The organism is Streptomyces bicolor, from assembly GCF_000719285.1.
GTDB classification, from domain to species: domain Bacteria; phylum Actinomycetota; class Actinomycetes; order Streptomycetales; family Streptomycetaceae; genus Streptomyces; species Streptomyces bicolor.
The window spans coordinates 187,167-199,954 of sequence record NZ_JOFS01000002.1 but is presented as its reverse complement, the minus strand read 5'-3'; the positions used below and the strand labels follow the sequence as shown (position 1 = coordinate 199,954).

The 12,788-nt window shown below is 71.8% G+C and carries 12 protein-coding genes and 2 pseudogenes; 2 read left to right on the top strand and 12 right to left on the bottom strand.

From position 1 onward, the window contains the following. Positions 1-30: 30 nt before the first annotated feature. The 10 genes and pseudogenes from IF78_RS0103070 to IF78_RS0103030 form a co-directional block, all read right to left on the bottom strand. The gene (locus IF78_RS0103070) at positions 31-618 is read right to left on the bottom strand and encodes a hypothetical protein (protein ID WP_051827478.1); all 588 of its coding nucleotides are present in this window, start codon (positions 616-618) and stop codon (positions 31-33) included. Positions 619-751: 133 nt separating this feature from the next. Beyond that, complete coding sequence (locus tag IF78_RS0103065) at positions 752-1,531, bottom strand: HAD-IIA family hydrolase (protein WP_031478459.1); 780 nt, start codon at positions 1,529-1,531, stop codon at positions 752-754. An 81-nt stretch (positions 1,532-1,612) separates the two neighbouring features. Beyond that, a complete protein-coding gene (locus tag IF78_RS0103060; protein ID WP_031478458.1) occupies positions 1,613-3,142 on the bottom strand; it encodes an alkaline phosphatase family protein in 1,530 nt (509 codons plus the stop codon). Between the two features lie 127 nt (positions 3,143-3,269). Beyond that, positions 3,270-3,887: pseudogene (locus IF78_RS0103055) on the bottom strand (extracellular solute-binding protein); the annotation flags it as partial. Beyond that, positions 3,871-4,104: pseudogene (locus IF78_RS45650) on the bottom strand (ATP-binding cassette domain-containing protein); the annotation flags it as partial. The pseudogenes IF78_RS0103055 and IF78_RS45650, both read right to left, overlap by 17 nt. Next, complete coding sequence (locus IF78_RS0103050; RefSeq protein WP_031478454.1) at positions 4,101-4,805, bottom strand: phosphonatase-like hydrolase; 705 nt, start codon at positions 4,803-4,805, stop codon at positions 4,101-4,103. The gene IF78_RS0103050 and the pseudogene IF78_RS45650, both read right to left, overlap by 4 nt. 5 nt (positions 4,806-4,810) lie before the next feature. After that, the gene (locus IF78_RS0103045; protein ID WP_031478452.1) at positions 4,811-5,935 is read right to left on the bottom strand and encodes a TIGR03364 family FAD-dependent oxidoreductase; all 1,125 of its coding nucleotides are present in this window, start codon (positions 5,933-5,935) and stop codon (positions 4,811-4,813) included. A gap of 192 nt (positions 5,936-6,127) precedes the next feature. Continuing rightward, positions 6,128-6,883 carry a GntR family transcriptional regulator gene (locus IF78_RS0103040; RefSeq protein WP_031478451.1) on the bottom strand — a complete coding sequence of 252 codons (756 nt, stop codon included), beginning with the start codon at positions 6,881-6,883 and terminating at the stop codon, positions 6,128-6,130. A 65-nt stretch (positions 6,884-6,948) separates the two neighbouring features. Next, the gene (locus IF78_RS0103035) at positions 6,949-7,752 is read right to left on the bottom strand and encodes an LPXTG cell wall anchor domain-containing protein (protein WP_037639526.1); all 804 of its coding nucleotides are present in this window, start codon (positions 7,750-7,752) and stop codon (positions 6,949-6,951) included. Positions 7,753-7,892: 140 nt separating this feature from the next. Further along, a complete protein-coding gene (locus IF78_RS0103030; RefSeq protein ID WP_425314591.1) occupies positions 7,893-9,188 on the bottom strand; it encodes an ROK family transcriptional regulator in 1,296 nt (431 codons plus the stop codon). Between the two features lie 77 nt (positions 9,189-9,265). Here IF78_RS0103030 and IF78_RS0103025 point away from each other — a divergent pair, with 77 nt between their 5' ends. Both IF78_RS0103025 and IF78_RS0103020 read left to right on the top strand, forming a co-directional pair. Beyond that, complete coding sequence (locus IF78_RS0103025; protein WP_031478445.1) at positions 9,266-10,339, top strand: Gfo/Idh/MocA family protein; 1,074 nt, start codon at positions 9,266-9,268, stop codon at positions 10,337-10,339. Next, positions 10,339-10,854, top strand: coding sequence for a heme-degrading domain-containing protein (locus tag IF78_RS0103020; RefSeq protein ID WP_031478444.1), 516 nt, complete (start codon positions 10,339-10,341; stop codon positions 10,852-10,854). The genes IF78_RS0103025 and IF78_RS0103020 overlap by 1 nt, the downstream gene beginning before the upstream one ends. Before the next feature lie 84 nt (positions 10,855-10,938). Here IF78_RS0103020 and IF78_RS0103015 read toward each other — a convergent pair whose 3' ends face one another. Together IF78_RS0103015 and IF78_RS0103010 are read right to left on the bottom strand one after the other, a co-directional pair. Continuing rightward, positions 10,939-11,796, bottom strand: coding sequence for a fumarylacetoacetate hydrolase family protein (locus tag IF78_RS0103015; protein ID WP_031478443.1), 858 nt, complete (start codon positions 11,794-11,796; stop codon positions 10,939-10,941). Positions 11,797-11,956: 160 nt separating this feature from the next. Further along, on the bottom strand, positions 11,957-12,670 hold the full coding sequence (locus tag IF78_RS0103010; protein WP_031478441.1) for a YidC/Oxa1 family membrane protein insertase: 714 nt from the start codon (positions 12,668-12,670) through the stop codon (positions 11,957-11,959). Positions 12,671-12,788 lie beyond the last annotated feature (118 nt).

The window sequence follows — 12,788 nt, the reverse complement described above, 5'->3', positions numbered from 1 at the left end:
GCCGCCGACCGCCCCCCGGCCGACCCCCGCTCACCGCGGCCCACCCGCCTCCCGGCCGAACGCCTCGCGCTGCTGTCGGCTCCGGCGCGCGCTCCTGAGCGCCACAGCGGTGGCCGCGACGCCGGCGAGGACCAGCCCGGTCACGGTGTGCGCCGTGCCGGGGCCGGCCGCGCGGGCGTCGACGACGGCGAGTTGTGCGGTGCCGCCGCCGCCCGCCCGGACCGGGGCCACGGGAGAGGCGGGCGCCGACGGCTGCGGTCCCTGCCGTCCGGACCGTTCCGCGCCCTTTCGTACGACGGTGACGGCGCCCTTGGCGGCCGTGCCCCCGCAGGCGACCCGCACGTCGTAGGTCCCCGCCGTCAGCGTGGAGCGGACGCGGCTCTCGCCGACGAGCGCGCCGTCGTCACCGACGGTGAGGCGGGCGTCGGCGACGAACGCCGCGGAGACGGCCGTGGCGGTCTTCCCCGGGCATCCGCTCACCCGCAGCGCGATGTCGCTGCCGGGGTGCGGGGACGACGGACTGACCGAGACACCCCCGTCCGCCGCGTGTGCCGCCGGGGCGACGGCCACCGCCCCCAGAGCGGCGATCGCACAGAGAGTGACTCGCAGTGATCCCATCGTGAACCTCCAGATACCTGGAGATTCCCTCCGGAGCACCGGCCCTGCACCTCAAACCGGTCCGTAATGCTCCGTATGGGTCGTGTTTCGGGCATACGGGGTTTCGAATCCGGTCAGATCTGACCGGGTCCAGTCAGATCCGGTCGACGAGGTCCGCGATCGAGTCCACGACCCTGGACGGCCGGTACGGGAAGTTCTCGATCTGCTCGGGCCTGGTCAGGCCGGTGAGCACCAGGAACGTCTGCATCCCGGCCTCCATGCCGGCCAGCACGTCGGTGTCCATGCGGTCGCCGATCATCGCGCTGGTCTCGGAGTGGGCGCCGATCGCGTTCAGGCCGGTCCGCATCATCAGCGGGTTCGGCTTGCCCGCGAAGTACGGCTGCTTGCCGGTCGCCTTGGTGATCAGCGCGGCGACGGCGCCCGTCGCGGGCAGCGGGCCCTCGGCCGACGGGCCCGTCTCGTCGGGGTTGGTGCAGATGAAGCGGGCGCCGTCGTTGATGAGCCGGACCGCCTTGGTCATGGCCTCGAAGGAGTAGGTGCGGGTCTCACCGAGAACGACGTAGTCCGGGGCGTGGTCGGTGAGGATGTAGCCGATGTCGTGCAGCGCGGTCGTCAGGCCCGCCTCGCCGAGGACGTACGCCGAGCCGCCCGGGCGCTGGTCGTCCAGGAACTGCGCGGTGGCCAGCGCCGACGTCCAGATGTTCTCGATCGGCACCTCCAGGCCCATGCGGTTCAGCCGGGCGTGCAGGTCGCGCGGGGTGTAGATCGAGTTGTTGGTGAGGACGAGGAAGGGCTTGCCGGACTCGCGCAGCTTCTTGATGAAGGCGTCGGCGCCGGGGATCGGGATGCCCTCGTGGATGAGCACACCGTCCATGTCGGTGAGCCATGACTCGATGGGCTTGCGGTCTGCCATGGTGCTGGGTCTCTCCTGGCCTGCGTACGGGATGAGCGGGAGGGGCGCCGGAACCACGCCGTGCCGACGCCCCCAGGGTAGTCAGGAGTGGCTGATCCTGACCCCGTCGATCACCCAGAACCAGTTGTTGGACCCGGTGTAGCGGAACCGGAAGTGAACGGTGGTGGCCCCGGAGGGGACGCCGACGGTCAGCGACTGGGGCTGCGAGACGACGTCGGAGGTGTAGCTCTTGACGACGGCGGGGGTGTTGCCGTTGAAGGACACGAGGACCTGGGCGGTCTGGGAGCCCTCCTGCCGGTAGAGGGTCGTGAAGTCCAGCCGGACCTTCGCGCTCCCCGTGACGTCGTACGCGGGCGTGACCAGGGTCGAGTCGTAGGTGCCGGAGAAGGACCTGTCCGCCCACTCGTCGGAGTCGGCGACGGCGAAGACGCCCCGCGCGCGGACGTTGAGCTCACGCCACTGGTCGCGTTGGGTGCGGGACCAGAACTCGGTGGCGAAGGCCCAGCCGCGCCACTCGGTCATCCCTCCGCCGCCCATGGCGTTGTTGATGACGGACCAGCCGCTGGGCGGGGTGTGGGTGTAGCCGAGGACGGTCGACGGGATGCCCGCCTCGTCCGTGCGGGCGGACAGGGTGAGCGCGTCGAAGGGGTCGGTGGTCCGCTCCTGGACCGGCTTGCCGTCCAGGCCCCAGGCGGGGTCGACGGGGATGCCGAGCTGCTTGAAGACCGTGGGGACGACGTCGACGAGGCGGGTGTCGATGGGGCGCGCGCCCGCGGCGATGCCAGGGCCGGTGGCGAGGACGAAGGTGCGCCGTTCCTCGATCGCCGAACCGCCGTGGCCGCCCGCGTCCAGGTGGCCGTGGTCGGTGGTGACGATGACCGTCCAGCGCTCCGTGGCACGGCTGGGCCGGGCCTTGATCGCGGCGCGCAGCCGGCCGAGGTAGGCGTCCTGGACGGCGATCTGGTCGAGGTAGGCCTGGCTCCCGGCGCCGGAGTCGTGGCCGACGATGTCGGACTGGCCGAAGTAGACGAACAGGACGTCCGGGTTCTGGTCGCGGATGATCGTCTCGGCATCGCCGGCGATGGTGGCGTCGTGCCCGGTGTAGCCGTCGGCGTCGCCGTCGAGGACGAGCTTCACATCGGCGCCCGGGGTGACGGTGCCCTGGGTGTCCAGGGGCTTCCAGTCGACGGCCGCGTAGGTGGCCAGCGCGGGCCGGATCCGGGCGAGGCGGGCGAGGAAGCCGGGGTAGCGGTCGTACCTCTTGCCGACGAAGGTGTTGTCCTTGACGCCGTGCTTGTCGGGCCAGACTCCGGTGGAGATCGTGGACCAGCCGGGGCCCGAGGAGGTGGCGGCCATCGGGCCCGCGTACAGCAGCGAGGTGCCGTACGTGCCCTCGCTCATCATGGCCTTCAGGTGCGGGGCGTTCGCCGCGTCGATGCGGTCGTGGCGAAGCCCGTCCATGCCGATGACCAGCACCTTGTCCTTGCTGGTGCCGCTCGGGAGGGTGGGGACGGCATGGGCGCCGGGGGCGGTGGAGGCGCCCAGCGCCATGGTGGCGGCGGTCGCCGCGGTGGTGGTGAGGACGGTGCGGCGGGACAGGGGTGACGTCACGTGATCCTCCTGGGACAAGTGTGCGCGCGGGCATGGCAAGCGCCCCTGGTGGTGCTGCCCAGGGGCGTTGCGGGGTGGCGAAGCGGGGGAGTTGCCGGCGGGAAGGGAGGGAGAAGTTCCGCGGGTGTCAGCTGCCGGTGGCCGGCTTCCAGGCGTCGACGTACGACGTCAGGTTCTCGTCGATGTCGTCCCAGTCGGGCTCGAAGACCTCGACGCCCTCCATGATCTTCGTGAGGGCGACGGCGTTGGCGTCGGTGGCCTTGACGTCCTGGCGGGCGCTGAAGCCGCCGCCGATCTCGCTGACCTGCTGCTGGGCGCCCTGGCTCAGCATGAAGTCGAGCAGCTTCCTGCCGTTCCCGCCGTGCGGGGCGCCGGTGAGAAGGCCGGCGGCGTAGGGCAGGGCGAAGGTGGTGGGCTTGCCGCCTTCGCGGGCGGGGAACCAGATGCCGGGGTTCGGCATGGTCTGGGACTGGGCGTGGTTCATCTGGACATCACCGTTGGCGACGAGCAGTTCGCCCTTGTCGACCTTGGGGGCGAGCTTGCCGGTGGAGGCGGAGGGGCCGACGTTGTTGGACTGGAGCCTGCCGAGGTAGTCCATAGCCGCCTTCTCTCCGCCGAAGTCGTGCATCGCCTTGATGAGGACGGCGGTTCCGTCGCCGGCGACGCCCGGGGTGGAGTACTGGAGCTTGTTCCTGTACGAACCGTCCAGCAGTTCCTCCCACGTCGTGGGCGCCTGCTTCAGCTCGTTCCAGGTCCGTCACGTCCCGCCCGCCGAGGTACACCCGCCCGGGGGCGGGCCGCACGAACCCGGCGACCGCCCGCAGCGCGGTGGTCTTGCCGGATCCGGACGGCCCGAGCAGCGCCATGACCTCGCCGGGTTCGACGGTGAGGTCGAGGGCGTCGAGGACGACGTTGCCGTCGTAGGCGACGGTGACGGAGTCGAAGCGGATGCCGCCACTCATGCGAGCACTCCGGGCAACTCCGCGACGGAGCCGAGGACATGGGTCGCGCCCGCCGCCCACAGCGCGTCCTCGTCGTGGGCGCCGGTAAGGACGCCGCCGACGAAGCCCGCACCCGAGCGGACCCCGCTGAGCATGTCGTACGAGGTGTCGCCGACGACGGCGATCTGCCGGACGTCCTGGGCCGCCGCCGTCCGCAGGAACGCGGTGAGGACCATGTCCGGGTACGGCCGCCCCCGGCCCCCGGCATCGGCGGGGCACAGGGTGAGGGGCACCAGGTCCTGCCAGCCGAGTGCGGCCAGGATCGCGTCCTGGGTGGGGCGGGAGAAGCCGGTGGTCAACACGACCGTACGGCCCTGGGACGTCAGCTCCTCGATGGTCTCGCGCGCGCCGGGCAGGGCCGCGACCCGGCCGCCGTCGACGAGTTCGGCGTACGCCGCCTCGAAGGCCTTGTTGGCCTCCTGGGCCCTCGCCTCCTCGCCGAACAGATGCCGGAAGACGGAGATCTTGGACTCGCCCATGGTGGCTCGGACGTAGTCCAGCATCGGGGCGGGGTCGGCGCCGAGGTGGCGCGCGGCCGCCGCGAAGGCACGCTCGACGAGACCGCCGTCGGCGACGGTCGTACCGGCCATGTCGAGCACGACCAGCCGCGACTGCGGATCGTGCTGCTGATCGCTCGCCACGCTCTGCTGATCGCTCGTCAATTTCCTCACCAGCCCAGTTCGTTCGCGGTCGTCTCGGCTATCGCGGGCGAGCAGGTCATGCCGCGCCCGCCGGGCCCGGTCACCAGCCACACCCCGTCGCGCACCTGCTGCCGGTGCACGACCCGTCCCGGATCGCTGCACTGCGCGTACACCCCCGCCCAGCGGCGCCGGATCTTCGGCAGCGGGCGGCCGAGGAGGGATTCGACGACCTCGGTGAGGTGGTCGTAGGGGTCCTCGACGGTGTCGAAGGCGAAGGGGTGCTCGTACTCGTGGGTGTCGCCGATGGTCAGGCCGCCGTCGGCGCGCTGCACCATCAGCAGTTGCATACGGTGCGCCGCGGCGGTCTCGGACTGCGGCTGACCGGCGTTGAGCTCGTCCAGTGCGGCGGAGGCGTACGCCGGGTAGTAGCGGAAGCTGTCCGCGTCGGCGACCGATGTGGTGAGCGGTTCGCCGAGCGGGTCGGTCTGCATCATCTGCAGGCGTACCCGACGGACGGGGAGTTCGGGCCCGGCCAGCTCACGGACCAGGCCGCCGAGCCAGGCGCCCGTGCACAGGACGACGACGTCCCCGCTGTGCACATCGCCGTGGTCGTCGCGGACGGCACCGTGACCGATGACCTCGCGGACCTCCCTGCCGGGCCGGAAGGTGTAGTCGGGCGACTTCGACAGCTCGGCGCGCAGGGCGAGCTGTGCGGTGCGCGGCTCGACGGCCGCGTCGCGCTCGCAGTACAGGGCGGCGGTGAACTCGCCGCGCAGGGCGGGGTTCAGGGCGCGGGCCTCGTCGCGGGTCAGCAGCTTGTGGCCGCGGGCTGCGGCGTCCTCCCGGGCCACGGCGGCCTCGGCGACGGCGAGTTCGAGGTCGCCGCGCACGGGGGTGAGTGAGCCGTTCGGCCGGAAGCCCAGCGCGGGCACGCGGCGGCCGATCTCCTCCCACAGCTCGCGCGCCCGCAGCGCGGTCCGCAGTTCCTCACCACCTGCCCGGCCACTCACCCAGATCTGGCCGAAGTTGCGCAGCGAGGCGCCGCGAGCCTCCGCCTCGCGCTCGATCTGGACGACCTCGTGGCCGCGTTCCACTGCCTGCCAGGCGTGCATGGTGCCCACCACGCCGGCTCCGACGACTATCACTCTCACGACGGCCACGCTCCTCGGGATCGGGGAACCGGAAGGGTCCGGCTGACAACGAGAGCGTGAACCGGCCATCACGTTTGGGCTAGACCCGTTATCCCTTCGTGACGCGAGTGAGGGTGCGGAATGGGTGCATATCGGGACTTTCAGCTGAGCCGCTTGCAGATGCTGGAGCTCAGCCGCGGAGGTGCGAGGGCCTCAGCCGCGCAGATGCGTGGTGAAGGAGAACCGGTCGCCGCGGTAGAGCGACCGCACCCGCTCCAGCGGCCGTCCCTCCGAGTCCCGCGACACCCGGTGGATCAACAGCATCGGGAGGGCTGGCGGGGTTCCGATGAGGAGCGCCTCGCGCGGGGTGGCCAGCACCGTCTCGATGCGCTCGTCGGCGTCACCGAAGGTGATGCCCTGGCCGTGGAGGAAGGCGTAGAAGGAGGAGTCGGGGTCGAAGTCGGCGTCGAGCCGCGGGACCCGGGCCACGGCGACGTAGGTGCTCTCCAGGCCGACCCGCTCGTCGTCGGCGAGCAGTACGCGCTCCAGGTGCCAGACGGGTTCGCCGCGTTCGAGGCCGGTCTCGGCGGCGAGGGACGCGGGGCAGGGGAAGCGGTCGAGGGTGACGAGGCTACGGCCGGGGGTGCGCCCCTGGCGGCGTACGCCCTCGGTGTAGCTGGCGAGGGAGAGAGGCTGTTCGAGCTTCGGCCCGGCGACGACCGTGCCCCGCCCCTGCCGCCGCAGCTTGCCCTCCAGCACCAGCTCGCGGATCGCCTGCCGGACGGTCTCGCGAGCGACCTCGTACTGCTCGGAGAGATCGCGTTCGGTCGGAAGCGCGTCTCCCTCGCCGAGTTCACCGATGAGGCCGTCGAGCCGGGCCTTCACCGCGTAGTACTTGGGGATACGGCCGTGCTCGGGGATGCCGTGGCGCACGGGGTCGCCGGGGGCCTGGTCGTTCGGGTAGTCCACGCAGGGATCGTCGCAGACGGGGCGGTGGGCTGGGGTGGCGCCTCCCGGGCGGTGTGCGGCGCCTCTCAGCGGCGCCTCCGGGCCAGGAGGAACCCCGCGCCGATCAGGACGAGGGAGATGGTGGCGGCGAGGGCGGCTCCGGGAGTTGAGGTGAGACCCGTGCGGGCGAGTTCGTCGGCGAAGGTGAGGTGGTTGCGGGCGGTGTCGGTGCCGGGCGAGGCGTTCGGGTCGGCCGTGGCGTTCTGGTCGGCGGGGGCGCTCGGGGCTGCCGTGCCGGAGGGCTCGGTCGCCGCGTCGGTCGGGTCGGCGTCGATGGTGAAGCGGTAGTCGTTGGACTGGCCGACCCAGTCGCCGTCGCCTTCGTGGCGCTGGACGACGGCCGCGTTGGCGATGACCTCGTTCGGTACGGCGTCCGAGGTGATGGCGAGCCGGACCTTGACGGTGACGGTCCCGCGAGGGCCGACCGTGAAGCCGGGGAAGCCGTCGAAGGCGCCGACGAGTTCGTGCTGGTCGGTGGTCTCGAAGCGGACCGGGTGGGGGCGGGTGTCGTTCCGGGCGCCGTAGAACTCCAGGCGGGGCTGGGACGGCTTGAGGGCGCGTTTGCCGTCGACAAGGACGACCACGGGGTGGATGCCGGTACAGGTCCGCCCGGTGGTGTTGGTGAGCTCCAGGTACCAGGTGCCGAATCCGCCGCCGGCCACGTAGGAGCCGGGGCCGCCGTGGAGGCGGGTGGCGAGGGGGAAGTCCCGGTCGCCGGTGGCGCAGCTGGGCAGCTCCGCCGGGGGTTCCGCACGCACCGGGGGCGCTGCGGCGAGGAGGGCGGCTGCTGCGAGGCAGAGGGCGGCAGATGAGTGCAGTCGCATAATCACATGACCATGCCGGGTCGGTACGGCTTCCGGAGGACGCCATTCCGTACGGCGACGCAAGTCCCCTCGATCAGCGGACGCCGGTCAGCCCACCCGGACCACTCTCACGCGCCCGGCCCGCCCTCCCCGCGTCGGCCCGAATCTCACGCGTCGGCCCGCCCGAACAGCGGCGCCAGCAGCAGCTGGGCCGCTCCTTCGGCAACCCCGTGCTCCCCCTGCTCGCCGCGCTCCCCCGGCCCCCCGCCGGAGGCAACCCGCACCGGCACCGCGTCCCCGCCCGCGCGCCGGGCGCGTTCGTCGAGGACGGCGGCGACCCCGCGTACGAAGGTCTCCGGGGCGGCGGCGACCGTACGGCCACCCAGCAGGACCAGGTCGACGTCGAGCAGCGCGACCAGGTTGCCGGCCGCGGTGCCGAGCACCCGGGCCGCCTCCGCCAGGTCGCCCCGCGCCACCGCGGCCAGGCACAGCGCCTCGACACAGCCACGGTTGCCGCATCCGCAGGGCGGACCGTCCAGCTGGACGACCTGGTGCCCGAACTCCCCCGCCCCCGTACGGGTCCCCCGGTGCACCGCTCCCCCGATCACGAGCCCCCCGCCGAGTCCCGCCCCGAAGTGCAGATACGCGAACGACGAGACGGGCGCGGCCGCTCCCCCGACCGCGAGTCCGAGGGCGGCGGCGTTGGTGTCCTTGTCGACGACGACCGGCAGCGAGAGCCGCCGCGCGAGCACGTCCCGCAGCGGAAAACCGTTCCACTCCGGGAACCCGGTGACCCGGTGCAGCACACCGCGCCGATGGTCGAGCGGCCCGGGCAGCGCGACGCCGACACCGAGCACGGCCCCGGGTCGACCACCCGGGCCACCTCGACCACCCTGACCACCCCCGACGCCCTGACCATCCCGATCCCCCCGGCCGCCTCGATCGCCCTCGACCACCAGTTCCCCCACCTCGCGCACGGCCCGCTCGACGACCGTCTCCGCACCGGCCCCGAGATCCAGCGGCGTCCTGCGCCGGGCCACCACGGCACCGGTCAGATCGCAGAGCACGGCCGTCAGCTCGTCCCGGTCCAGATGCACCCCCACCGCATACCCGGCCTCCGGCACCAGCCGCAGCACCGTACGCGGCTTGCCCCCGGTCGACGCCCGCCGCCCCGCCTCCGCCGCCAGCCCGTTCTCCCGCAGCCGCGCGGTGATCTTGCTGACCGCCTGCGGGGTGAGACCGGTGCGCTCGGCGAGTTCGAGCCGACTGATGCCCTCAGGGCCGGCCGTGCGCAGCAGGTCGAGCACGAGCGCGGTGTTGTGACTGCGCAGGGCCCCCAGATTCACCCCACCACCGGCACCGCCCGCGACACCACCACCAGCACCGCCGCCGACGCTGCCGTCGGCGCCACCGGCGACGGCACCCGCCACCCCACCGCCGCCCCGGCCCTTCGCCCTGTTCAAGCCACCACCCACACCATCCACACGGCCATTCTCCCCCGCGCTTGCACTTTGGCAACAGCGTTGCGAAAGTGGGACGCATGACTGCTACTCCCCTCCGCGTCGGCCTGATCGGCTACGGCCTCGCAGGCTCCGTCTTCCACGCCCCGCTGATCGCCACCACCGAGGGGCTCACCCTGGACACGGTGGTCACGTCGAACCTCGAACGGCAGAGGCAGGCCCGCGCCGAGCACCCGGACGCACACCTCGCCGCCACCCCCGAGGACCTCCTCGCCCGCGCCGCCGACCTCGACCTGGTCGTCATCGCCTCCCCGAACAAGACGCATGTCCCGCTCGCGACCGCCGCCCTGAAGGCGGGCCTGCCGGTAGTCGTGGACAAGCCGATCGCCGGCACGGCGGCCGAGGCGCGCGAGCTGGCGGCGCTGGCCGAGGAGCGCGGCCTGCTCCTCTCCGTCTTCCAGAACCGCCGCTGGGACAACGATTTCCTGACGCTCCGCCGGCTCCTGGCCGAGGACGAGCTGGGCGACGTATGGCGCTTCGAGTCCCGCTTCGAACGCTGGCGGCCGCAACTCAAGGGCGGCTGGCGGGAATCCGGCGCCCCGGAAGAGATCGGAGGTCTGCTGTACGACCTCGGCAGCCATGTCGTCGACCAGGCACTGGTCCTCTTCGGCCCCGTGACGCAGGTGTACGCCGAGGCCGACATCCGCCGCCCCGGCGCCGAGACGGACGACGACACGTTCATCGCCCTCACACACGCGAGCGGCGTCCGCTCCCACCTCTACGTCTCCGCTACGACCGCCCAACTCGGCCCCCGCTTCCGGGTGCTGGGCTCGAAGGCGGGCTACGTCAAGTACGGCCTGGACCCGCAGGAGGCGGCGCTGCGGGAGGGGCAGCGCCCGGGCACGGCGGCCGACTGGGGCACGGAACCCGAGTCGCTGTGGGGCCGAGTGGGCTCCGGCGAGTCCCCCCTGACGGGCGGCGGCCGCGCCGAACCGACCCTCCCCGGCGACTACCCCGCCTACTATGCGGCCGTGGCAAAGGCACTGCTGGACGGCGGCCCCAACCCGGTGACGGCCCTGGAGGCCGCCGCCGCCCTCGACGTACTGGAGGCGGCGCGCCGTTCGGCACATGACGGATCGGCGGTGAAGCTGTGATGACGCACAAGACTCACAACCCGGAGATCACCCCGAAGTTCCACCCGGAGCTCACCCCGCCCTTGGAGGAGCTGGAGGCCCAGGAACGCCGACTGGTCTTCCGCCAGTTCACCCAAGACGACGCCTGGGCCCTCGGCTCCCTGCTGGTCGAGATGGCCCGCGAACGCCAGGCCCCGGTCGCCATCGACATCCGCCGCGCCGGCCAGCAGCTCTTCCACGCCGCCCTCCCCGGCTCCACCCCCGACAACGACGCCTGGATCGAGCGCAAGCGCCGGGTGGTGGAGCGCTACGCCACCTCCTCGTACGTCGTCGGCGCCCGCTTCCGGGCCAAGGGCACGACGTTCGAGGAGTCCTCCCGCCTGGACCCGGACACATACGCGGCCCATGGGGGCTCGTTCCCGATCAATGTGGAGGGGGTCGGAGTCATCGGGTCGGTGACGGTGAGCGGGCTGCCGCAGCTGGAGGACCACAGGTTCGTGGTGGAGGCGCTGGAGCGCTTCTTGGAGAAGCAGTAGGGCAACGCCGACAAGGAGCGCGGGGAACTGCGCGACAAGCCACGACGGACTCGCACCCGCCGTACTGCGCGCAGCCCCCACCCCTTAGGCGTCTTTGAACTCCTGCCGCTGACGACCCAGCCCCTCGATCTCCAGCTCAACCACATCCCCGGCCCGCAGGAACGGCTTCGGCTCAGGCTGCCCCAACGCAACCCCCGCCGGCGTACCCGTGTTGATGACGTCACCGGGATACAGCGTCATGAACTGGCTGACGTACCGCACGACCTCCCCCACCGGAAAGATCTGCTCCGCGGTCGTCCCGTCCTGCTTCAGCTCACCGTTGACCCACAGCTTCAGCGCGAGGTTCTGCGGATCCGGAACCTCGTCCGCCGTCACCAGCCACGGCCCCAGCGGGTTGAACGTCTCGCAGTTCTTGCCCTTGTCCCAGGTCCCGCCCCGCTCGATCTGGAACTCCCGCTCGGACACGTCGTGCGCCACCGCGTACCCGGCGACATGCGCGAGCGCTTCCTCGGCGGACTCCACATAACGGGCCGTACGCCCGATGACGACGGCGAGCTCCACCTCCCAGTCGGTCTTCACCGACCCACGAGGAACGAGCACCGTGTCGTTCGGCCCGACGACCGTGTCCGCGGCCTTGAAGAAGATGACCGGCTCGGCGGGCGGCTCGGCGCCGGTCTCGCGGGCGTGGTCGTGGTAGTTCAGCCCGATGCACACGATCTTGCCGATGCGCGCGAGGGGCGGCCCGATCCGCAGCCCGGTCGCGTCCAGCGCGGGCAGCTCACCGGCGTCCGCGGCGGCACGAATCCGCCCCAGCGCCGCGCCGTCGGCGAGCATCGCTCCATCGATGTCCGGCACCACACCGGAGAGGTCCCGCAAAACCCTCTCGGCGTCGAGCAGCGCAGGCGTCTCCGCTCCCGCCGTACCGACTCGCAGCAGCTTCATGATCACAATCTCCCTCGATCGCGGGGCGCCCGCCGATGTGTGCAGCCATCGGAGGACTGGTCGATCCTCCAAGGTCCACGGCCAGTCCGCAATACCCGGTTCACGTACTGGACCGTAGGCCGCGACCGCACACCTGCCGCTCGACGCCGGAACACAGCCCTCAGCGATAGAGCACAGCCCGCTCCACCGCGCTCCACGTCGTGCTGGTCACCACGTACAAGGCGGCGGCCAGCGGCACCACCGCCACCGTGAAGAGCGTGAAGAAGGACATGAACGGCATGACCTTGGTCATGGCCCCCATCCCCGGCACCGACTCCCCGTCGCTCACCGGCACCGCCGGATTCGCCGCCATCATCAGCTTCGTACGGCGGTAGTTGAACGCGGCGACGCAGGCGACGACCACGAACAGCGCGACGTACACGAGCCCCGCACCACCGAATACCCCACCGTCACCGAGCGCGTCCGCCCACCGGTCCCCGAGGGGAGCGGCGAGCAACTGGTGCGTGAGCAGTTCGTTGGCCTGCCCGCCGATCGTCGTGTTCGAGAACAGGTGGTAGAGGAGGAAGAAAGCGGGCAGCTGGAACAGGCTGGGCAGGCACCCGGACAGCGGCGACACCTTCTCCTCGGCGTGCAGCTCCATGACGGCCCGCTGGAGCTTCTCGGGATTCCTGCCGTGCTTCTTGCGCAGCTCGGCGATCTTCGGCTGCAGCTCGGCCCGCGCCTTCTGCCCGCGCGCCGCGGCCCGGGACAGCGGATGCACGAGCAGCCGTACGAACGCGGTGAACAGGACGATCGCGGCGGCGGCCGCGGAGGCGCCGAACAGCGGGGCGAGCAGATCGGCCAGCCGCTGAACAAGGTCGGCGAAAACGGACATGGGTGAGCCCTCCGAGGGTCTCGTCGTGCCGGAGTGATGGGGAAATGCCGGGATGGGAAATTCCGGCATGCGGCATGACGACCCGCGCGGGTCACACGTCTTCGAGGACAGCGCGTCC

Excerpts from the sequence above, each read along its gene's own strand:
- IF78_RS0103070 (WP_051827478.1), bottom strand. The coding sequence starts at position 618 with ATGGGATCACTGCGAGTCACTCTCTGTGCGATCGCCGCTCTGGGGGCG.
- IF78_RS0103065 (WP_031478459.1), bottom strand. The coding sequence starts at position 1,531 with ATGGCAGACCGCAAGCCCATCGAGTCATGGCTCACCGACATGGACGGT.
- IF78_RS0103025 (WP_031478445.1), top strand. The coding sequence starts at position 9,266 with ATGACTGCTACTCCCCTCCGCGTCGGCCTGATCGGCTACGGCCTCGCA.
- IF78_RS0103020 (WP_031478444.1), top strand. The coding sequence starts at position 10,339 with ATGACGCACAAGACTCACAACCCGGAGATCACCCCGAAGTTCCACCCG.
- IF78_RS0103015 (WP_031478443.1), bottom strand. The coding sequence starts at position 11,796 with ATGAAGCTGCTGCGAGTCGGTACGGCGGGAGCGGAGACGCCTGCGCTG.
- IF78_RS0103010 (WP_031478441.1), bottom strand. The coding sequence starts at position 12,670 with ATGTCCGTTTTCGCCGACCTTGTTCAGCGGCTGGCCGATCTGCTCGCC.